The following is a 19,307-nucleotide window of genomic DNA, read 5'->3' as shown; positions in this document are numbered from 1 at the left end:
GTCACGACGGGTGACATGGACGTCATGGGTCAGGTCGCCACCGGCGATACGCTCGACCACCGCCAGGGTTTCGCGCAGCGGGCGGGTGATCTGTCGGGTGATGATCACGGCCGCGAGAACGCCGACCAGCAACGCCAGCACTGTACTGATCAGTTGCAGGGTGCGTGCCCGGGCGCTTTCGGCGTCACGGCGATCCAGCTGGATCTGATACAGCGAGTCACTGTGCGTAACAATTTCATTGCCCTGGACGGTCATTTCCTGGCGAGCCACCACCGCGTCGTTGGTGGCCGCTTTGTAGGCCTGCAATGCGTTGCGGTAATTGAGCACGGCGTTTTGCAGCTGACGCAATGCATCTTGCTGGGTGTCGGCGAAATGCGTGTTGAGTGTTTTCAGGCTGGCGATGGCCGCGTCCAGCTGGGCGACGGCTTTTTGCTCGGTAGCCGGATTGCTATCAGCGATGTAACCGCGAACTTCGTAGCGGGCGAGCTGAAACTGTTCCTTGGCCTCGGTAATGGCCTGGAACTGCTCGAAACGTTGATCGCTCAAGGGCATCTGGCGCACGCGGGTGTCGATGTCATTGATCAGCGTGTTGGCGCCTTCGGCATTCTCGTCCATGGCCTGACGCACACTGCTCACGGTCCGATAGGCACTGCGCATTTTGTTCAGCGATTGCTGGTAGGCATCGATGACTGTGCCCTGTTCATTGAGCAGTTTGAGGTTTTCCGGGCTCTTGAGGCTCGACAGCAGTTTTTGCTGCTGGGCCTTGAAGCCGTTGAGGGCCGTTTGCACGGTCTGCGCCACGGTTTCGTCGCCGTTGGCCAGCATGTACTGCAAACGGGTAACCCGCAGTTTGGTCAGGCCCGCGTTGAGCTGAGTGATATCGCTCATCCAGTTGCTGCGGTTGATCAACCCACCCAGGCTGGTCCAGCCGGTCAGGGCGAGAATGCACGTAAGGGCCAGCACCAGGCCGAAACCCAGGCTCAACTTCAGGTTGACGCTGATGTTGGCGAACCAGCTATTCATCAAAAATTCCTCCAGGAACGTTGCGCTTCTTATCGTCAGTTGGCTGGAAGATTGTTGTTTTTGGAGCCCAGCAGAATGTATTCGTAGGGGATGTATCGGCGGCAGGCGCGATAGCTGAAACGTTATTCGTAACGAGAACGTACGGGAGCATGCTCGTCGGTTGAGTATTTTTTCACATTCATTTCACTGGGCAGTTACGCGGCCACTTCTAATGTCGGTTGAATAATTGAGCATTCGAGCGTCTGAGGCGGTGTGAAGGTGGAGTCAAGATTGGGTCTTGCGGGTATCAAGCGTTCACTGAATAGGGCTGGGCTCACTCGCGCCAAATACATCGCCCTTGCCCTACTGGCATCGCTCTTTGTTATCGCGTTGGCTTTCTGGCTACTGCGCCCAGTCGGTCCGGCGGACCTGGCCCATGGCAACATTGCCGGGGACAAGGCCCTGGCCGCTAGTTGGGCCAAGGGCGATACGATTGTGCTGATCCGTCATGTTGAACGATGCGACCACTCCACCGCCCCTTGTCTGGACAGTGCCGATGGCATTACCGAACGCGCGCGCGCGGTAGCTACCGGGATTGGTTCGCAATTCGCACACCTGGGCCTGACTAACGCTGACATCTACAACAGCCCGTTGACGCGGACCGCGCAAACCTCGCGCTACATGTTCAATACACTCGGCAGTGCCCAGGATTGGCTCTTCAACTGCAAAGGCACGATGCTGCATGACGTACTGGCGCACAAGGTCGCCGGCCGTAACCTGGTGCTGGTCACCCACAGCGAGTGCATGGTGGATCTGGAAAAAGAACTGAAGTTGCCAACATCGACCCCGGGGTATGGAGCGTCACTGTTTTTTACGCTGGATACCGCGCAAACCCAGCCGAAACTGCTTGGGCTGATCGAAGCCGCTGACTGGCAATCCGTCGATATCAAGTAAGCCACCCCAAACACAACCAGGCACAGGTGTTGGGCTGATGCTCAACGTCGCTACTTTCCCCGGCCAATAAAAAACGGCACCTGTATCAGGTGCCGTTTTTTTGTTGGCCGTCTTAGAGCGTGACGAAGTAGTACACCTGACGGCCCACCAGTATTTGCTTCACTATTTTCAATGGTGCGGTGGGTTCTGTATCACCGGCAAGCAGCGCCACATTGTTTGGGGAGGCGGCGAGAAACGCCGTCAGCTCGGCGTCGGTCTCCAGGTCCTTGAGCAGGCTATGGGTGTAGAACACAGTCGCCCCGGCCGTCCGTTCGTTCGCCTTGAACAGCGCTACTTCCTGGCCGTTGGCCTGCATTGCCTGGATTTGATCGGTCAATGGCAGGAACGATTCTTTGCGGTCAGCACGTGGGAACGCCCATTGGGCTGCGGCCAGATAAGCGACGACGAACAGACTGATGATGCCGATCGCGATACTACGACGATTGCGGGCGATTTTACCCAGCAGGGTCGACGCTTCGGTGTGCTGACGCAGGCGCTCGAACAGCACGGCGGCATATTCCGCCGCGATGACCGCGGCGGCCGGTGTCAGTGACATCAGGTACACCGTGCGCTTGCTGGATGCCAGGGTCAGCATCAAGAACTGTGCCAGCAGCCACAGCGTAAAGAACAACAGGTAGCGATTGTTCGCCAGGCTCTTACGGAAATGCCACAGCCCCAGATACACCAGGATGTTCCACGGCAGGAAGGCTTCCGGCAGTTTGGTCAGGTAGTAATAGAACGGCTCATAGTGACCGGCTTGAACGAACGAGCCGCTGAAGCGACCAACGCTGTTGGTCAGCAACACCTCAGCCAGTGCCTGCGAGCCGCCGCGCTGATAGAGCATGAAAAGCCAGATCACCAAGGGGATCAGCCCGAGCAGGGTCGCCAGTGCCGGGCCTATCCAGCGAGGAAGGCTGAAACGTTTGTCGATCAGGCTCTCGGTCAGCAGATAGAAGAAGATCACCACGCCCGGCATCGCCAGACCGAGCACACCTTTGCTCAACGTGGCGATGGCAATGCCGACGGCGAAAAGCAGCCAGCTGCCCAGGGCTCCACGCTGTTCGGCTTGTTGGCGATGGGCCTGATAGAACGAAAGCAGCGCCAGGGTTACGCCGAGGCTCAGCAGCGCGTCTTCACCGACACCGCGAACGTTGCCCCAGTAACTGGCCATGGTTGCCAGCATGATCCCGGCGACAAGGGCGATGGTCGTTGGCCGGCCGAACCGGCGCAGCAGGGTGTACAGCAGCATGACGCTGAACAACCCGGCGAAGGCCGACGCCAGCCGCACCGCCCATGGCGTGCCACCAAATGCACGAATGGCCCCGGCATCAAGCCAAAGGCTCAGCGGCGGCTTCTCCAGAAAAGGCTGGCCAAACAGGCGCGGCGTCACCCAATCGTTATCCAGGTGCATTTCCATGGCGATCCCGGCAACCCGGGCTTCGGTGGAACCTTGCAACTGGTGATTGCCGAGGGCGAAGAAGAACAGCAGACAGGTGAGTAGAAACAGCAGTGGGGCAGGGCGTGACATAGGCATCAGGCTACCGAAGGATGAGGGCCGAGAGTAAAACAGGACTCGAAAGTATACGAGGCCACTTCTTAACAAAATGTGAATCGAAAACATTATGCGTAAGAACGACCGGTTTATAGCTCAGTAGAACCGGGTTGGTCACCCTTTGCATTTTTTCAGGTGCGCGCCTAGGGCAGATGATCGGCGGCAAAGTCAGTTTCCGAACGGGCCTGTAGTTTGCCTTTGCGGCAAGCTCGTTGAAAGCGTTCGAAGTCACGCTCGTTCTGCTCGGAGTAGGCCTTGGCGTATTTGAACAGCGAATTCGCCATGACGTCGCTCTTGCCAATGTAACCGCTGATTTGTGCAGCTTGACCGCAAGCTTTGGCGTGGGCGCGAGCGAGGGCTTTGCCACAAATGTGGCCATACGCGGAAAAAGTTTCGACATCGAAGGTTTCCAGTTCCGCCGATATTTTCATGTCCCGTAGCTGGCGCACGTAGAAGTGCTGGCCATTGGGGCTGGTGGTCCAACCCAGAAACAGATCGCTGGCCGACTGCATCAGGCGCTGGCCTTCAACCACGCGCTGACCGTCATGGCGTATCCGCGATTTGGCTTTGACGTAATCGGCGAGCACCGAGCGGCGTGCTTCCTTGATCTGTAGAAACAGCGGGCGCTCCTGATCGTCTGTCAGCAAAGCGACCAGGCAGCGCGTCCCGACGCTGCCCACCCCGACGACTTTAAACGCCAGGTCCTGGGCCTGGAAGCGCGCCAGTAAATCGCGACGATCGCCCATCAGCGTGGTTCGGTAATCGTGCATGAGGGTGTCGTACGGTGGCCTCCAATCGTTCACGCGCATCCAGTCATCATCGGCGTCCAGCAGCGTGGAGTCTTTGTGCAGATGGAAGATATGTGGCGGATCATCACGGATCAGCAAGCGGTCGTGCTTATCGCGCTCGCATATCTTGGGCAGCAGTTCGGCGTGGGTGCGATGCTCGGCTTTGTTGATAGCGTTTTTCACATGCTCCAGCGTGCTGGTGGAGGGTTCCTGTTTGAGCAATTCGTTGTAACCGAGGGCGTCGTACCAGATTTCCAGGGCACTCTGTTCGGCGCATTCGGCCATGCTCTGTTGATAGGCTGCGACCACACGGCGACAGATGTCTTCCTCCACTGACGCACCGTGGCGCAGGTCTCGAACGGCGACCAGGAAACTTGCCACCAGCCGTTTCAGGTCCCATTCCCAAGGGCCTGGGTGAACTTCGTCGAAGTCGTTGACGCTGAACAGCAGATTGCGCTCCGGCGTGCCAAAACCACCGAAGTTCATCAGGTGACAATCGCCGCAAATGGTTGAGTGCAGGCCCATGTCCGGTGTACCGGACAGGTCGTGGGCATGGAGCAGGGCATTGCCACGATAGAAGGCGAACGGCGAAACCAGCATGCGCCCGAAGCGCAATTCATTCAGCGAACGGATTCGCCCCGCACTGGAGGCTTTGATCAGGGGCAGTGGGTCGCGATCGGTCTTCCCGTGCAGCGCCTGGTCATTGCGCGAGCACTGCTTGCGTGCATCCTTGCCCTGCTTCAGACGGTCTTTGAGGGTGTTCATGAGGTCCCTTCGAGGTGGGCTGAATGGCTGGCGCAGACACGAAAGGCGCCACTTTGCGAAGTGTAGGACTCGCTTGAAAGCTAGCAGGAATCCCGCTGTTAGCCAGTCTTTGCGTTGGCTGAACACACTCAACGGGTCGATACATTAGTGTGGTTGCGCCTTGGCGAGTCCACTGAAAAGCCGACTAGTCTTTAACCCATTGATGGGCCTGCCAAGGTGTGAGGAGGCGTGTGCTTTCGTTGCTGATCGCGTGGTTGCTGGCATTCCTGATCGGCTGGGTTTCACAGCGGATGGGCATGTGCCTGGTCAATGCCAGCGCTTTGCTGCTCAAACGCCGGCCCACCTTGTTTGTGGCACTGGTTTCCTGTGGGTTGTTCGGCCTGTTGCTGGCGCCGCTTTATCGCTATTTCGGCATCAGCCAGCCGTTGTTCACGCCGGCAGTCGGGTATCCGTTGCTGATTGGTGGCGGGCTGTTATTTGGCGTCGCCTCGGTGCTCAACGACGGTTGCAGCGTCGGCACCCTGACCAAGCTTACCTGCGGCAACCTCAACAAAGCCTTTACGATTGTCGGCTGGGTGCTGGGGATTGTGCTTTGGTATCGGCTCAACATGTTGCCCGAGCACAGAACCCTGCTGATGCCCGAAATCTCCAGCAGTCACTATCTGCTCACCCTGTGTGTGGTGCTGATGGCGTTGCTGTTTCTGGCCTATGTTCACGGCGACAAACATCTGGTGTTCTCCAGCATGTTGCTGGGGGCGCTGACCAGCGCGCTGTACACCTTCGAGCCGCAATGGACGCCCAGCGTGTTCTTCTACCAGCTGTCGCAGCTGTTCTGGATGCCCGAACAAACGACCATCACCGGCCAGCGCATCGTGGTGTTCGTGATGTTGCTGGTGGGCATGCTCAGCTTCACCCTGCGCCGCAAGACCTTCAGCTACCAGCCGTTCAACCTGTCAAAGGCATGCGTGCATTTATTGGCCGGGGTGCTGATGGGCATTGGCGCGTCGATGATGCTCGGCGGCAACGACTCACAGATTTTGCTGGTATTCCCGACGCTGAGTTTGACCTCAACGTTGCCATTGGCCTCGATTGTCGTGGGGATTGTGGGGGCGTTGTGGGTGAAGCGGTGGTGGGGGGGCAGGACCGCTCTGAAATGAAAAAGTCCGGTGTAGGGCCGGGCTTTAGTTTTTTATCTGATCAAGTTTTCCATGAGTCGCGAACTTCCAAGGCACACGGAACGCCGCGCCTCTGCTTATCAGATCTGCCTGGATCAGGATTGCCGGCCACCACCGCACCAGATTGTGAGCTTTGCTCCAGTAAGGTTCATTCCCCCAATGTCTGGCTAAGCAGAATATGGGAAGGCCGCATTCACGAAAGGCTCTTTTCTCAATATCGCCTTTGGTAAATTTGTCCTGCGAGATAACGGCCCATCCACCTTCTTCACTCAACGCTGAAATCCACGCTATATCAGTCGTACTCTGCAGGAATTTGTCCCGCAGTGGCGTCACGGTGTGGCCTTCGGATTTGGAGAGTTCGTTAAGGGCACGGGCCAGAGCGGGAGGGAGGTTGTTGTCCAGCAGGAAGTTCAAGCCGCATTCCTAAGCTCGAAATTAACTGCCGCGTCTACTGCGCTGGCAGGTATCTCGTAAAGTTGAGCAACGCGTTTAGCATCGTTCCCTTCGGCTTGATAAGCACTGAAAACAGTTGCTGTGTCGATCCCTGTAACGGAAAGCACAGGTTTTCCAAAGTTTCTGGAGGGGTCGAGAACAATGGCCTTGCTGCGTTTGATCGGGTACCAGCGTTGAGCGGCACCTGAGCCCGTGTAATCAATGCCTTCATAGAGCGATGGCGTGATGACCTGTTTGAAGGCGTATTGCCTTTTCACCAGATCGAGCAAGGCGTCATCGCCGAGTTCATCCATAACAGTGGCGAAAATGCTCCGTCCGTCAGTTTGGAATCGTTTGCAGGTAAAGGGGTAGGCCTGATCAAACATCGCTTTTGCTTGCACCGAAGCGCTGCGAATAGCTTGCAAGCTAACGCCGTACTTACGGAAAGCGTGAACAAAGCGAATTTCGAGAAGGTCGTGAAAACCCAGGATGGGTTCGCCCAAATCAGCCAGTTCGGGGGCCCACAGGCCAGGATGCAGAGCGCCGTGGGCGGTATACCCGAACAACCAGCGGCGGATGTCGGCGGCCGGAATGCCGGTGTAAAGCGCGGCTTCTGCTGGGGTGTACAAGCCAATGCCAACAAGGTGGCTGGGTAGCGCAGTGCGTTGCATGTGGCCTCCTTGTCAGCGGGTAGTGCGGAAGGTGGAGTCTGGTGGCAGTGGCGATCACGATTAATCGGTTTGAGACGAACCGTCTGTATCGTTTGTCCAGATTAGGTTTGCGGCTCATCCCGCACAAGTTCACCCACGACGCTTCGGCTTGCGGGAAATGTCTGACCCTGACCACGGAAGGAACGGTGCTGAGGCAGATTTACGAAGCGATATCCACGGATTGGGTCGTCAGAAAGTTACATCAAGTGAAACCTTCCGTTGAGTCAGAGATTTATCGTGAGCAGAACACAGGTTAACTCCGTCACTTAAAAGTGGCCCGGGAGGGCCACCTTTCTTCTTCACGCCGACAAAACCTGCGCCTGCAATCGTCGCCCAACGACGTCCAGCAAATCGCAACCATCGCGCAGTGAAACCACCAACGCGCGCGCCAGTTCGCTGTGAATCCCCTCGCCGGTGGCGACGTTTTCCAGCAACTGGGTCGCGGCGCGGATACGGTAGGCGGCTGTTTCATGCAGCACGTCGAGTGGCGCTTCGGTGTCGATCAACAGGGATGCGACGGTGCAGTCGATGCCGGTGATGGGAATGTATCGAGTCATGGCAGAACCTCCATTCAAGAGCAGAACGTGACCACTCAGTGGTGAGCGGCCGGTTGAGGTTCGTGCGATGCATCCGGTGTGTCGAAATGCTCCAGCGCCCGGTTCACCAGCAGTTCGCCCAGCACGATCAACTGCTGAATCGCCAACGCCACGTTACGACGCGAGTCTTCGATCTGGAAGGCCAGGTCGGTGGTCATGACGTTGAGCGAGGCGAGGGTTTCGGAGGTGTGGATCAGCAGGGTTTCAGTGTCGATGTCAGGACGAAGGGTGAAGAGCTGGCTAGCGGAATAGGTGTTTTTTTCGAATAGCTCGGGGGTGAATTTTTTCATGGTGGGACTCCGGTAGTCTCGAGAGGCCTACACTTTTACGGCCTGTCACAACCGGTCGCTCATTCGCAGCGACGATTCAAAGGTATCTTCACGACGAGAGACTTTCCAGTTCATCAATGCCGCCGCCGTATGCGGGAAATGTCCTAGGATCGTTGGGTGCGCGGCAATAAAAAAATGAAGGACTGTCGATTTGGGACGCTACCGTTCGACAAGGTAGTGAGTAGTTCACATCCAACGGAGATAAGACGATGCGATTCATGATCATTATAAAAGCCAGTCAGGATTCCGAAGCCGGCGTGATGCCCAGCCAGGAATTGTTGACCGCGATGGGCAACTACAACGAAGAACTGGTCAAGGCCGGCATCCTCCTCGGCGGCGAAGGCCTGCACCCCAGCAGCAAAGGCACCCGCGTGCGCTTCTCGGGCGAGAAACGCACAGTGATCGATGGCCCGTTCGCCGAAACCAAGGAACTGATCGCCGGTTACTGGCTGTGGCAGGTGAAGTCGAAGCAGGAAGCCATCGACTGGGTCAAACGCTGCCCCAACCCAATGCCAGGCACGGAGGCCGAGATCGAGATTCGCCAGGTGTTTGAGGCGGAAGATTTCGGTGCAGAGTTCACACCGGAGCTGCGCGAGCAGGAAGAGCGTGTGTGGGCGCAGGCGAAAGATCAGGCGAAGAAGTGCTGAAACGCAAAGGGGGCGGGGAAAGGATCGAGAAGTGAATCGGATACTTTTTCCCGTGCCCCCGATCAGGTTGTGCGGAAGTCAACGCTAAGGCCTGTGCTGCCTCGATTTAAATCCGGCACAGACGACACCATGGGCCAGCACGGTTACTTATCCATGCACGTAGTTGCATGAACTAGCGAGCGATCCGGGCGGTAAGTCATTGTAAGAAGTGCCTGATCCAAGCACAGAAGAAAATCACCGTGCCGCATGATTCCGTATCCATCGTCGCTGCCGCTCACTCCCGTTTTGGCTGTCGGACGGTTCCACGCTGGAAGACCTGATCGTTCAGGTTACCCGTGAAGCCCTGGCCGACGCCGCTATCGATGCCGCAGAAATCGACGCGACGGGCTTTGTTGATGTTTGAGGATGTAGAGGGTTCGCACGAGACGGACGAATCGGAATTCATTGGTTCTCAGGCACAGATTGCCGTGCCCGCAACACCACGATCCCTGGCGTCTTCGCTATGTAGTCCTTGAAGGGAGAGTCTACGACTTCCCGGTTCTTTTTCTTCGAAGAGGCATTACGCAGCACGGGCCCTTCGTCCTTGTTGATAAAGAACCCGGTATGGGTAACGTCCAGGCCGGCGAGTTGGGTGTAGATGCCAACGTAATCGCCAGTCTGCAAACGGCTGATCACATGATCGTTAACAAACGCGCTGGGGATATAGGTAATCGTGCGCTCGGTCATGGGTACGCCCGGCAAGTAGGCGCTGCCATCGGCTTTTCGGTTGAGGCGCTTAACCACGGTTACCGCATGAGGGCTGATTTGAGCGGTGACGTCGTCGGCCAGCTTTTGCTCGGCCTGCGACCAGTCTGTGAAGAAGTGCCGGCGATGCAGGTAATCGAGATTGCCGTTCACATAACGCGTCTGAATGAGGTTTTTGAAGAAGTCCGCTTCATTGTTGGACTTTCTCAGCGCTTCGACGTAATCCAGATAGGTGAAACAGTCCAGGCCCCTGAAGTCGACGACCAATTCTTCCGGCGTGGTAGCAGAGCCCTGCAACCTGTTCGCGGAATAGGGCCGTCCCAAAAACTCCCGTGAAATCAGATTGTTCATCTGCCCTATGTCATCGGGGTTGATCGCTGAGCGTTCTTTGAGCAGGGCATCCAGTTTGCTGGCGGTATAACCGTCCATTTCCAGTGGGATGGGCTCATTCGCGGATGGTCCGTTCCCCACTTCTGTTCTACTTTCGGCAGGCAGCCCCGTCCCGCACGCTGTCAGCATGGATGCCAAAAGAAATACAGCAGACCTGCGCATTCGATTTCCCATCGTTTTCGATGATTACGTCGTAAATGGTAATGTTTATTGATAGGCCTGTGGGGATTTTGAGACTACCGGGGGAAGATCAAAGCATTTTTTGGAAAATACCGACTAGGTACTTCGCCCAGTACTCGACGGAATACACTGGTGAAGGCACTCGGACTGCTATAGCCCAGATCGGTCGCCACCCGCGTAATCGCCTCCCCATTACCCAAGCGCACCACGGCCGCCAACAGGCATGCCTGCTGACGCCATTCGACAAAGCTGATACCGGTTTGTTGGCGAAACAGCCGGGTAAATGTGCGGCGGCTCATCCCGACCTGCCGGGTCATATCATCAATTCCGGTCTCCAGCGACGGTTGCTCCAGCAGCTTTCGACAGACATGCACCAGCCTTGGTTCGCTCGGCAGCGGTGCATTGAGAGATAAGGGCGACATGCCGGCTATTTCGTGGAGCAGCAAGGTCATCAAATGTCCGTCCAGATGCTCCTTGGCATACAGTGCCGGAACGTCCATGGACCGGATCAGCAGTTGTTTGAGCAATGCCGAGACGCCGAAGACCTGGCAGTGAGCAGGCAGACTGAGCCGAGCGGCGGCGCGGTTACGGATGTAGGTATTAAGCATGGTCACCGGTCCGCTCATGCTCATCTCATGGGGGACGCCCGCCGGTACCCAGATAGCTCTTTGTGGGGGCACGACCCAGTTGCCCTGGCGAGTGAATACCGTGATGACTCCACAGGCGGCGTAGGCGAACTGACCACGTCGGTGCGTATGCAGCGCAAAGTGTTGGCCATCCAGATAGTTATTGGCCGTGACTACTGCATCGCGGGGAGTGTTTTCGTAGGGATCTATTTCAGTTTCGCGCATGGCCCGGATTTAATGATTTATGACCTTATAGTGCAAGCGAGCCATTGCGATTATTGCGCATAGTGGCGCCGTGGTTGGGGCAGACAGCCACTGGCCCGGCATTCTGGAAATAGAACCTCATGCAGAAAAAACACCTGACCCTGGCCGTGTTGGTGACGGCTGTCTGGGGCCTGAACTTTCCCATCAGCAAACTGGGGCTGGCCGCTATTGATCCGCTACTGCTGACGGCTCTTCGCTTTACGCTGGCGGCGTTGCCGTGGGTGTTTTTTGTCCGGCGCCCACCAATCGCCATAGGTTGGTTGGCCGCCTATGGATTGATTTTCGGAGTCGCGATGTGGGCGTTGATCAACCTGGGCATCGAACTGGGTGTGCCACCAGGGACCGCAGCCCTGTTGATTCAGTTCAGTGCATTTTTTACCTTGGGTTGGGGTGTGTTGCTGTTTCGCGAGCGATTGAACCTTGGACAGACTCTTGGGGTGGGGCTCGCAGCGCTGGGCTTGATCAGCATTATTTTCAGCAGCCCTGGCCATGCAACGACAGTGGGTTATGGCTTGTTGCTGGTGAGTGCATTTAGTTGGAGTGTCGGCAACATCATCATCAAGCAGTCAAAGGTCCGGGAGATGTTTGCCTTTGTGGTGTGGGCCAGCCTGTTCCCGCCGATTCCATTACTGATGATCACCTGGCTGGCACACGGCTCCGCTCCGTTTACCTTCTTGGTCATGCACCTTGAGTGGGTGTCGGTATTCTCGTTGTTGTTTCAGGTCTACGCGGCGACACACTTCTGTTATTGGGGCTGGAATCTACTGCTGCGAGAGTACCCGGTTTCCAGGGTGGCACCGCTGTCTTTACTGATACCGGTATTTGGCGTCGCAGGCTCGATGCTGATGCTCGGGCATCAGGTCGATTTCAATGAAGGAGTTTCGATTGCGTTGATTCTGTCGGCGCTTGCGGTGGGGTTGGTGAAGGGGCGCGAGCGGGTGCGGATTGCACAGGCTGGTGAATAGGGGCGGGGGAGCTGGCGATGTTTGAACGAGCGCCATGAAAGATAGAACACCGTTTCAGGGCTCCCATTTCGCTAGGTCAGGTGTCTCGACACAATCGCACTTAACGAAAACGTGCCGCTACGAATCTGAGTTAGCCGCGCTCCAGCACCTACCCCAGTTCATGGCCCAGTAGATCAATCAGATGATCCATGGTGACGCGAACAGCGGGGGAGCGCCGTACGTCAGCATGAACAGACATCCAGATATCCCGCGCTATCGGTTCGTCATCAAGCTCAATCCTGGCCAGCGCCGTGTCTCGATCAGCGAGAAAACAGGGAAGTATCGCCACGCCGATGCCTGCTCGTGCGGCAGCTAGCTGCGTTGCGACATCGCTACTTTGAAGCACGAAGGGGCGCCCATCTGCAAAGCGTTGTATCCAGCGCTGTTGGGGAATTTGATGGAGCGCCTCCTCAAAGCCAATGAATGTCCAGGTCGGTGAGGGCCTCAACGCAAACGCTGGGCTGGCATAGAGGCTGTCATTAAGCTGGCATAACCGAGCCAAAACCACCCATTCAGAGTAACCGCTCCACGAACCCCACATTCAAAGCCGTCCTCTGATCCCCGATGCTGTGCTCTCGAATTTCTCAGGAGCCCGCCCGCCATGATGCGACCCGACGCCAAAGTCGAAAAGGTGTACCTCTACCCCAAGCCCGTGGACTTCCGAAAATCCATCGACGGCCTGGCCGCCCTGGTCGAGCTGGATATCAAAGTCGCCGTATTCGATCCTGTCCTTTTTGTTTTTCTGAATCGCCACCGTAACCGAGTGAAAATCCTCTACTGGGAGCGCAACGGCTTCTGCCTTTGGCTCAAACGTCTCGAGTCTGAACGGTTCAAAACATCGCCCGAGGCTACCGACGAAGCCATTATGTTGAGCGTCCAGGAGTTGAACTGGCTGCTTGATGGTTTTGATCTCTGGCGTAACCGCCCTCATCAAGTTCTGACTCCACGTTTCGTGGCCTGACCCGGTATAATCCAGGCATGACTTTCATGCCCGACGATCTTCCAGACGATCCTGTTTTGCTCAAGCAAATGCTGCTTGAAGCCTTCAGCCGTCAAGAGGAAGTGGCTCAGTCCTACCAGTCCCACATCGTCGATCTGAAAGAACAGATCAAGTTGCTGCGCGACCGTCTGTTCGGACGTAAATCCGAACAGACGGTGGAGCCCAACACGCCGCAACTGGCTTTGTTCAACGAGCCAGAAAGCGAGCCGATACCTCTCATCGTCGATACCGAAGAAGAAGTCGTTGCACCGACCATCCGCCGTGGCAAACGCAAACCGTTGTCGGCTGACCTGCCGCGTATCGAAGTCATCCACGAACTGCTTGAACACGAACTGACCTGTGCCTGCGGTTGCCTCAAGCATGTGATTAGTGAAGAAACCAGCGAGCAGCTGGACATCGTGCCGATGCAGATCCGGGTGATCAAACACATCCGCAAAGTCTACGGTTGCCGTGGTTGTGAAACGGCTCCGGTCACTGCTGACAAGCCGGCTCAATTGATCGAAAAGAGCATGGCCAGCCCCAGCGTGTTAGCCATGTTGTTAACCACCAAGTACGTCGACGGCCTGCCGCTGCATCGTTTCGAGACGGTGTTGAGCCGACACGGTATCGATATTCCGCGTCAGACCCTCGCCCGCTGGGTCATCCAATGCGGTGAGCATTTGCAGCCGCTGCTGAATCTGATGCGTGATCGGTTGCTGGAAAGCCCGGTCATCCACTGTGATGAAACCCGCGTCCAGGTACTCAAAGAGCCTGATCGAGACCCGACCAGCCAATCCTGGATGTGGGTGCAGGCCAGTGGGCCGCCGGATCGCAAAGTCGTGCTATTCGACTACACATCCAGCCGTGCGCAGGACGTGCCGCTGCGTCTGCTGGAAAATTATCGTGGCTACGTCATGACCGATGATTACGCCGGCTATAACACGTTGGCGCTGCAACCGGGCGTGGAGCGTCTGGCGTGCATGGCCCATGCGCGACGCAAGTTCGTCGATGCTCAGAAAGTGCAGCCCAAGGGTAAGACGGGACGTGCCGATATCGCGCTGACAATGATCAACAAGCTGTATGGTTTCGAGCGTGAACTCAAGGACGTCAGCGATGAGCAGCGATTTATCGTCCGTCAGGAAAAGAGCCTGCCGATCCTGGTCCAGTTGAAAGGCTGGCTGGAAAAAACGCAGCCGCAGGTGACACCGCAAAGCGTACTGGGCAAGGCTGTGAATTATCTGGCCAACAACTGGAGCCGACTGGAGCGCTACGTGGAGGCCGGTTTTTTACCGATCGACAACAACCCGGCAGAGCGTGCAATTAAACCGTTTGTGATCGGGCGCAAGGCCTGGCTGTTCAGCGACACGCCCAAGGGCGCCACTGCCAGTGCGCACATATACAGCCTGGTCGAAACCGCCAAAGCCAACGGCCAGGAACCCTATACGTGGCTGCGCCACGTACTAGAGCGCTTGCCGCATGCTCAGTCGATTGAAGACTACGAAGCGATGATGCCATGGAACTGCTTGCCTGAAGTGTCACGGTAAACACGAAGCGCTTCTGGCGGTAGGTGTAGTTCATGGATCGGATACCATTCAGACACAAAAAAGGCACTTGCGATAATCGCTAAGTGCCTGATTTGTAACGCTTATTTGGTGGGCCGGGGTAATCTGAATTGGTTTCTTAGATATTTGATTTAATTGACTAATGTGAGTTTGTAAATTTCTTTGGAATACCAACTGGAATACCGCGAGGAGCTGGATTGAGCAATATGCTTCGTATCCGTATCTTTCCGAGGACGGCCAAAAGCAATCTCTGTTTACTCGAAACCGGGCAAGCTGAGCATGCCTCCTGTGGTGCGTTTGCCAAAGCCGCTGGGCATGAGGATTTTGTGCTTCTTCAGCCTTTGTCGCTCTCCTCTGACGGTGCTTTGCGCCTCTCACCGCTAAACCTCAGTCCTTTGGCGCGCCGCCGCTGGATTGATCTGCATGACGCCATCGAAGCCCAGTTGGGTGAGTTTGGGGAACTGGCCAGCATACGGCCTAGTGGATCGAAGGCCGCCGACAACCTGCTGCGCGTCGCTGGCATCCTGGCAGTGGTGGAGGAGAGCAGTGTCGTGGAAGTTGACCATATCCAGCGGGCCTCCACCTTAGTCGGTTACTACCTCACCGAGATCCAGCGCCTGACCGAACAGGAGCCGGTGTGCCGGGTAAAAGAGGAGGCAGACCGGTTGTTGCGCTGGCTGCAGGTCAAAGATTGGAAGCGCTTCAGTATTCGGGACCTGAATCGCAACGGTCCCCGCTTTGCCCGTAAGAGCAGTCGCCATGCCACCAAGCTTCTGGTCGAGTTGCTTGATCATCAGTGGCTGATCACCGACGGCCACACCTTCGAGGTGCGCCATGTTTAATCTTGATGAAGCGCTGCGCAACCATCTGGCTCAGCGTCAAAAGGAGCCCAAAGCGCGATTTGTCGCCGCTACTGTCGCCACTTTGTCGCCACGCTCAAAACCAAGCAGGACGAGGGTTGTCGCCGCTGTCGCCAGTGTCGCTACCACCCATAAAGCTATCGCCTCTACGACAGCCATTATTCAATGGTTGAAAGAGGAGGGTGCGGATCTTTACGTCACCGACAACACGCTGTGTTTTCGCCCGACTGATTGGGGCCAGTTCGCTATTGTGAGTGCACACTGGCGAGCTCTTTTGTGCGAGCTCGCGGCAGTCGATCAGGAACAGAAAAATGGCTCGCGTCGGTAAGCGAGCTGGGCGCAATTTCGGCTTCGGTCGCCAGCTCAGCTATGCCGGACCGCAAGCCTTGAAAGATCTGTTTGGCGACGGCCACTTTGCTACCGTCAAAGCCCATAGCGATCGCTGGCAGTCATTCGTTCAGTGGTGTCGATCCGATGAAGGGCCGAGGGTCAACGACGCGCGCCAGATAGACCGCGAGATCCTCATGCGGTACGCCGTCCACGTGCGGGAGCAGGTTGATCAGGGCAACGTCGGCATTGCCACCGCACAGAACCGACTGTCCACCGTGAACCGAACGATGGCCGCGCTGCGCGGTGATCAGTACGTCAAAATACCGAGTCCGAGTAAGGCGCTGGGCTTGCAGCGCTCAAGCGTGCGTAGTGAGGCTCCGCAAGGCCTAGACCGGGCGCAGGTCAAGTTGATCGCACGGGCGCTGTCAGATCGTCAGCAATCGAGGGTGAGTGCCATTGTGCTACTCGCCCGTGAGACTGGTATGCGCCTGCGCGAAGCGATCCTGGCCGATCTGCCCCGACTGCAACGTGAGGTTCGGCAACTGGGCAAGATCAACATCCAGGATGGCACCAAAGGTGGTCGATCAGGGGCCTCGGCACCGCGCTGGATTACGGTAACGGATCAAGTTCGCGATGCCCTAGATTGGGCCAGCGCGACCTCACCCAATGGCAGCCGGAATTTGTTGGCGCCCGACGAAAGCTACAAAGACTTTATGCAGGCAGTTGTGCGACCGGCACGGGACATCCTGCATGAGCATGGATTGAAAGGCTTTCATGAACTGCGAGCGGCTTACGCCTGTGAGCGCTATGAACAACTGACGGGCTTCCCTGCACCCGTTAATGGCGGTCGTGTTCATCGAAAGGAACGAGCACTCGATCAGCGTGCACGACAGCAGATCAGCCACGAGTTGGGGCATAACCGCATCGACGTGGTGAGTGCCTACATTGGAGGCAGAGCGTGACCAAGCCCTTCGATATGACACTGTTCCTGAACGGCGTGCTGAGCGGCTCGAAGCTCACACAACAACGCCACCTACGGCAAGCCCGACTCATGCAAGCGGCTATTCAACAACGATGGCAGCGAGACAATCCCTGGACCTGGCAGCTCAAGCATGTGCGCTGGTTTTTCACTCAGCACCTGAAAGACCATTCCAACGCTACCCGGTATTACTATCGACTCACCGCTCTATTGATCTGGAAACGATTGGGGAATAACCGAGAATTGCTGATCTAACGCTCGACTCGTGAGTAGGCAGCCGTCCAGGCTCGCTTGTTCGTCGTCATCTATTTCAGCGTGGATGTTCTCTGCTGAATGAACCTGCTCGAAGAACCGCGTAGCAATGGCAAAAAAGCGACCCGGGTTGTTAGAAAGGAATCTTGTGGGCGGTTCAAATAACCGGCCAGGAATTGGACGTACTGAAATGATCTGGGTCAGGTAAACCGGAACCATGATGATGAAACCGGCCACGCTGAGAACCCAGGCGTTAGGACGAACGTGATTGATGAAACGTTGGAATTGTTGTTGAAAAGACCTGTTGATTACTCGTGCATGTCTTTTGTTTAGTGAGTTCTCCGTTAGAACTGACCTTAAAACGGGCCTTTTTTTAAGTTATTTTAATACGGTAATTTGAATTAAGGTCTCCGCACTAATGTCCGGCAAAAAAGTCCCGCCGATTGGCGGGAATTTTTATGTGGCTTTTACCATCCGCCACGCTTGGCCTTGGTCGGTTCGTAGCGGCACAGCTCTTGAGGTCAAAAAAAATCAATCCGGCTGATACGGTGACTTACTCAAAATCACCCCGGTCTCAGCCACATATTGCTGCCAATGCTCAATCAGCAGGTTGAGCTTCTCGGGTTGGCTCAATGCCAAATCATGAATCTCGCCCGGATCGCTTCCCAAATCATAAAGCTGCCAAGTCGCCGGCCCCACCGGCCCCGGGATGTAAACTGCTTTCCATTGCCCCTGACGAATCGCTCGTCGTCCAAACAGCTCCCAACCGGTGACGGTGTGTTCGTCATGCACCTGCGCCGTTTCGCCGGACAGAAACCCTAGCCACGACTTCCCACGCAATTCTGCCACTTCCTTGCCGCGCCACTGCTTGCCTGGATGACGTACCCCGGCGAGGTCAAGAATGGTTGGCGTGATGTCCATCACGGTGCCAAACCCATGGCTGATCTGTCCCTTGAGCGGAAGTTGCGGGTAGTGCACCAGCGCTGGCACCCGAATACCGCCTTCGGTGGTGAATGCCTTGAATAGTCGTGAAGGCGCAGTCGCCGTTTGCGCCCAGTTCGGTCCGTACCAAACGTAGGAGTTGGCGCGGCCGATATTATCCAGGCTGTTGTCGTAATGCTGATTGAGGTAGGTCAGCAACTGCGGACCGAATTTCGGGAAGGCCTCCAACAGCGCACCTTCGGCGCCGTTGTCGGACATGAACAGGATGAAAGTGTTGTCCAGTTGCCCCTGATTGCGCAGGTAGTCGACGACGCGACCGATGTTCCAGTCCATACGCTCGACCATCGCCGCATACACCTCCATGGCCCGTGCGGAAATCTGCCGTTGTTCGTCGCTCAAGGCGTCCCATTGGGCACTGAGCTGGATCAGTGGATGCGGCTCTACATCAGCGTCGATCAGCCCCAGGGCCTTGAGTTTTTCCAGGCGCTCCAGGCGCAGCACTTCGGGACCTGCGTCATACCGGCCGCGATATTTCTCGACCACATCGGCAGGCGCTTGCAACGGCCAATGCGGCGCGGAAAACGGCAGATAAGCAAAGAACGGCCGGGTCTGATCGCGCTCCTTTAGGTACTGCAGCAGCTTGTCGCCGAAGGCATCGGAGGAATAGAAATCCTTCGGCAGTTCATCGATGAACTGATCGTCTTCGATGTACAGCGCCGGAGTGGATTTCAGCAGGCCCGGGGTGTGTTCGTCGTAGGTCGGCTCGAAGCCGTAATGGTTGGCGGCGCCCGGCAGTAGCGAGAACGAACGCTCGAAACCGCGGGCATGGGGCGCCAGCTCCGCGGTCAGGCCCAGATGCCATTTGCCGCTCATCAACGTCTGATAACCGGCCTCGCGCAGCAGCTCTGGCAAGGCCACGACGCGGTCGTTCAGATACCCCTCGTAACCGGGTTTGCCGATCAGTTCCGGTGTCAATGCTTCGGCCATGGTGCCGATGCCGGCGATGTGGTGATCGGTGCCGGTCAGCAGCATCGAGCGGGTCGGCGAGCAGGTGGGCGCGGTGTGGAAATCGGTCAGGCGCAGGCCGTTGTTGGCCAGGGCGTCCAGGTTCGGCGTGGCGATCTCGCCTCCGAATGCGCCGATATCGGAAAAGCCCAGGTCATCGGCCAGGATCACCAGAAAGTTGGGACGTTGCGGCATCAAGAA

The 19,307-nt window shown here is 56.7% G+C and carries 19 protein-coding genes and 3 pseudogenes; 11 read left to right on the top strand and 11 right to left on the bottom strand.

The annotated features are described in order from the left end of the window. Window positions 1-9: 9 nt before the first annotated feature. A pseudogene (locus tag HK44_RS30690) lies at window positions 10-888 on the bottom strand (methyl-accepting chemotaxis protein); the annotation flags it as partial. A 393-nt stretch (window positions 889-1,281) separates the two neighbouring features. Here HK44_RS30690 and HK44_RS22395 point away from each other — a divergent pair. Continuing rightward, entirely contained in the window at window positions 1,282-1,956 is a 675-nt protein-coding gene (locus HK44_RS22395; RefSeq protein WP_024265129.1) for a phosphoglycerate kinase, read from the top strand. Window positions 1,957-2,068: 112 nt separating this feature from the next. Here HK44_RS22395 and HK44_RS22390 read toward each other — a convergent pair whose 3' ends face one another. Beyond that, window positions 2,069-3,523, bottom strand: coding sequence for an ArnT family glycosyltransferase (locus HK44_RS22390; protein WP_019691729.1), 1,455 nt, complete (start codon window positions 3,521-3,523; stop codon window positions 2,069-2,071). A gap of 167 nt (window positions 3,524-3,690) precedes the next feature. Next, entirely contained in the window at window positions 3,691-5,100 is a 1,410-nt protein-coding gene (locus tag HK44_RS22385; RefSeq protein ID WP_019691730.1) for a DUF2252 domain-containing protein, read from the bottom strand. Between the two features lie 230 nt (window positions 5,101-5,330). Here HK44_RS22385 and HK44_RS22380 point away from each other — a divergent pair, with 230 nt between their 5' ends. Then, complete coding sequence (locus tag HK44_RS22380) at window positions 5,331-6,257, top strand: YeeE/YedE thiosulfate transporter family protein (protein WP_019691731.1); 927 nt, start codon at window positions 5,331-5,333, stop codon at window positions 6,255-6,257. Window positions 6,258-6,281: 24 nt separating this feature from the next. Here the strand turns inward: HK44_RS22380 and HK44_RS22375 are convergent, their stop codons facing one another. The 4 genes from HK44_RS22375 to HK44_RS22360 all read right to left on the bottom strand — a co-directional run bounded on the left by HK44_RS22375 (window position 6,282) and on the right by HK44_RS22360 (window position 8,303). Then, window positions 6,282-6,689: a hypothetical protein gene (locus HK44_RS22375; protein ID WP_019691732.1), complete on the bottom strand. Its 408-nt coding sequence runs from the start codon at window positions 6,687-6,689 to the stop codon at window positions 6,282-6,284. After that, window positions 6,686-7,378 carry a helix-turn-helix domain-containing protein gene (locus tag HK44_RS22370; RefSeq protein WP_019691733.1) on the bottom strand — a complete coding sequence of 231 codons (693 nt, stop codon included), beginning with the start codon at window positions 7,376-7,378 and terminating at the stop codon, window positions 6,686-6,688. The genes HK44_RS22375 and HK44_RS22370 overlap by 4 nt, the downstream gene beginning before the upstream one ends. A 338-nt stretch (window positions 7,379-7,716) precedes the next feature. Further along, a complete protein-coding gene (locus tag HK44_RS22365) occupies window positions 7,717-7,974 on the bottom strand; it encodes a hypothetical protein (RefSeq protein WP_019691735.1) in 258 nt (85 codons plus the stop codon). A gap of 35 nt (window positions 7,975-8,009) precedes the next feature. Then, window positions 8,010-8,303, bottom strand: a complete 294-nt coding sequence (locus HK44_RS22360; RefSeq protein ID WP_019691736.1) for a DUF6124 family protein — start codon at window positions 8,301-8,303, stop codon at window positions 8,010-8,012. A gap of 248 nt (window positions 8,304-8,551) precedes the next feature. Here HK44_RS22360 and HK44_RS22355 point away from each other — a divergent pair, with 248 nt between their 5' ends. Then, window positions 8,552-8,989, top strand: a complete 438-nt coding sequence (locus HK44_RS22355; protein ID WP_019691737.1) for a YciI family protein — start codon at window positions 8,552-8,554, stop codon at window positions 8,987-8,989. Window positions 8,990-9,228: 239 nt separating this feature from the next. Continuing rightward, window positions 9,229-9,371, top strand: a pseudogene (locus HK44_RS29935) (thiolase domain-containing protein); the annotation flags it as partial. A 59-nt stretch (window positions 9,372-9,430) separates the two neighbouring features. On the opposite strand, the gene HK44_RS22350 reads toward HK44_RS29935, so the two are convergent. Both HK44_RS22350 and HK44_RS22345 read right to left on the bottom strand, forming a co-directional pair. Beyond that, window positions 9,431-10,285, bottom strand: a complete 855-nt coding sequence (locus HK44_RS22350) for a DUF1460 domain-containing protein (RefSeq protein WP_019691738.1) — start codon at window positions 10,283-10,285, stop codon at window positions 9,431-9,433. 74 nt (window positions 10,286-10,359) lie between these two features. Next, a complete protein-coding gene (locus tag HK44_RS22345; protein WP_019691739.1) occupies window positions 10,360-11,154 on the bottom strand; it encodes an AraC family transcriptional regulator in 795 nt (264 codons plus the stop codon). Window positions 11,155-11,273: 119 nt separating this feature from the next. Between HK44_RS22345 and HK44_RS22340 the strand changes: the two genes are divergently transcribed. Beyond that, window positions 11,274-12,158 carry an amino acid metabolite efflux pump gene (locus tag HK44_RS22340; RefSeq protein ID WP_019691740.1) on the top strand — a complete coding sequence of 295 codons (885 nt, stop codon included), beginning with the start codon at window positions 11,274-11,276 and terminating at the stop codon, window positions 12,156-12,158. Between the two features lie 148 nt (window positions 12,159-12,306). Here the strand turns inward: HK44_RS22340 and HK44_RS22335 are convergent, their stop codons facing one another. Continuing rightward, window positions 12,307-12,738, bottom strand: coding sequence for a LysR substrate-binding domain-containing protein (locus HK44_RS22335; RefSeq protein WP_019691741.1), 432 nt, complete (start codon window positions 12,736-12,738; stop codon window positions 12,307-12,309). A 60-nt stretch (window positions 12,739-12,798) separates the two neighbouring features. On the opposite strand from HK44_RS22335, the gene tnpB reads away from it, so the two are divergent. The 6 genes and pseudogenes from tnpB (at window position 12,799) to HK44_RS22305 (ending at window position 17,162) form a co-directional block, all read left to right on the top strand. Then, window positions 12,799-13,158: an IS66 family insertion sequence element accessory protein TnpB gene (gene tnpB / locus HK44_RS22330; protein WP_019691742.1), complete on the top strand. Its 360-nt coding sequence runs from the start codon at window positions 12,799-12,801 to the stop codon at window positions 13,156-13,158. 17 nt (window positions 13,159-13,175) lie between these two features. Next, the gene (gene tnpC, locus HK44_RS22325) at window positions 13,176-14,720 is read left to right on the top strand and encodes an IS66 family transposase (protein ID WP_024265128.1); all 1,545 of its coding nucleotides are present in this window, start codon (window positions 13,176-13,178) and stop codon (window positions 14,718-14,720) included. A 353-nt stretch (window positions 14,721-15,073) separates the two neighbouring features. Continuing rightward, window positions 15,074-15,580: pseudogene (locus HK44_RS22320) on the top strand (DUF3987 domain-containing protein); the annotation flags it as partial. Then, a complete protein-coding gene (locus HK44_RS22315) occupies window positions 15,573-15,926 on the top strand; it encodes a hypothetical protein (RefSeq protein ID WP_019691745.1) in 354 nt (117 codons plus the stop codon). The pseudogene HK44_RS22320 and the gene HK44_RS22315, both read left to right, overlap by 8 nt. Then, the gene (locus tag HK44_RS22310; protein ID WP_019691746.1) at window positions 15,910-16,890 is read left to right on the top strand and encodes an integrase domain-containing protein; all 981 of its coding nucleotides are present in this window, start codon (window positions 15,910-15,912) and stop codon (window positions 16,888-16,890) included. Before HK44_RS22315 ends, HK44_RS22310 begins: the two co-directional genes overlap by 17 nt. Further along, complete coding sequence (locus HK44_RS22305) at window positions 16,887-17,162, top strand: hypothetical protein (RefSeq protein ID WP_019691747.1); 276 nt, start codon at window positions 16,887-16,889, stop codon at window positions 17,160-17,162. Before HK44_RS22310 ends, HK44_RS22305 begins: the two co-directional genes overlap by 4 nt. A gap of 528 nt (window positions 17,163-17,690) precedes the next feature. Here the strand turns inward: HK44_RS22305 and HK44_RS22300 are convergent. Continuing rightward, the gene (locus HK44_RS22300) at window positions 17,691-19,301 is read right to left on the bottom strand and encodes an arylsulfatase (protein ID WP_019691748.1); all 1,611 of its coding nucleotides are present in this window, start codon (window positions 19,299-19,301) and stop codon (window positions 17,691-17,693) included. Window positions 19,302-19,307: the final 6 nt, after the last annotated feature.

It is taken from the genome of Pseudomonas fluorescens HK44 (assembly GCF_000217955.3).
GTDB lineage: Bacteria > Pseudomonadota > Gammaproteobacteria > Pseudomonadales > Pseudomonadaceae > Aquipseudomonas > Aquipseudomonas fluorescens_AQ.
The sequence above is the reverse complement of the archived record's forward strand: the minus strand, read 5'-3'. Positions and strand labels throughout refer to the sequence as shown.

Excerpts from the sequence above, each read along its gene's own strand:
- HK44_RS22390 (WP_019691729.1), bottom strand. The coding sequence starts at position 3,523 with ATGTCACGCCCTGCCCCACTGCTGTTTCTACTCACCTGTCTGCTGTTC.
- HK44_RS22385 (WP_019691730.1), bottom strand. The coding sequence starts at position 5,100 with ATGAACACCCTCAAAGACCGTCTGAAGCAGGGCAAGGATGCACGCAAG.
- HK44_RS22370 (WP_019691733.1), bottom strand. The coding sequence starts at position 7,378 with ATGCAACGCACTGCGCTACCCAGCCACCTTGTTGGCATTGGCTTGTAC.
- HK44_RS22365 (WP_019691735.1), bottom strand. The coding sequence starts at position 7,974 with ATGACTCGATACATTCCCATCACCGGCATCGACTGCACCGTCGCATCC.
- HK44_RS22360 (WP_019691736.1), bottom strand. The coding sequence starts at position 8,303 with ATGAAAAAATTCACCCCCGAGCTATTCGAAAAAAACACCTATTCCGCT.
- HK44_RS22355 (WP_019691737.1), top strand. The coding sequence starts at position 8,552 with ATGCGATTCATGATCATTATAAAAGCCAGTCAGGATTCCGAAGCCGGC.
- HK44_RS22350 (WP_019691738.1), bottom strand. The coding sequence starts at position 10,285 with ATGCGCAGGTCTGCTGTATTTCTTTTGGCATCCATGCTGACAGCGTGC.
- HK44_RS22345 (WP_019691739.1), bottom strand. The coding sequence starts at position 11,154 with ATGCGCGAAACTGAAATAGATCCCTACGAAAACACTCCCCGCGATGCA.
- HK44_RS22340 (WP_019691740.1), top strand. The coding sequence starts at position 11,274 with ATGCAGAAAAAACACCTGACCCTGGCCGTGTTGGTGACGGCTGTCTGG.
- HK44_RS22335 (WP_019691741.1), bottom strand. The coding sequence starts at position 12,738 with ATGTGGGGTTCGTGGAGCGGTTACTCTGAATGGGTGGTTTTGGCTCGG.
- tnpB (WP_019691742.1), top strand. The coding sequence starts at position 12,799 with ATGATGCGACCCGACGCCAAAGTCGAAAAGGTGTACCTCTACCCCAAG.
- tnpC (WP_024265128.1), top strand. The coding sequence starts at position 13,176 with ATGACTTTCATGCCCGACGATCTTCCAGACGATCCTGTTTTGCTCAAG.
- HK44_RS22315 (WP_019691745.1), top strand. The coding sequence starts at position 15,573 with ATGTTTAATCTTGATGAAGCGCTGCGCAACCATCTGGCTCAGCGTCAA.
- HK44_RS22310 (WP_019691746.1), top strand. The coding sequence starts at position 15,910 with ATGGCTCGCGTCGGTAAGCGAGCTGGGCGCAATTTCGGCTTCGGTCGC.
- HK44_RS22300 (WP_019691748.1), bottom strand. The coding sequence starts at position 19,301 with ATGCCGCAACGTCCCAACTTTCTGGTGATCCTGGCCGATGACCTGGGC.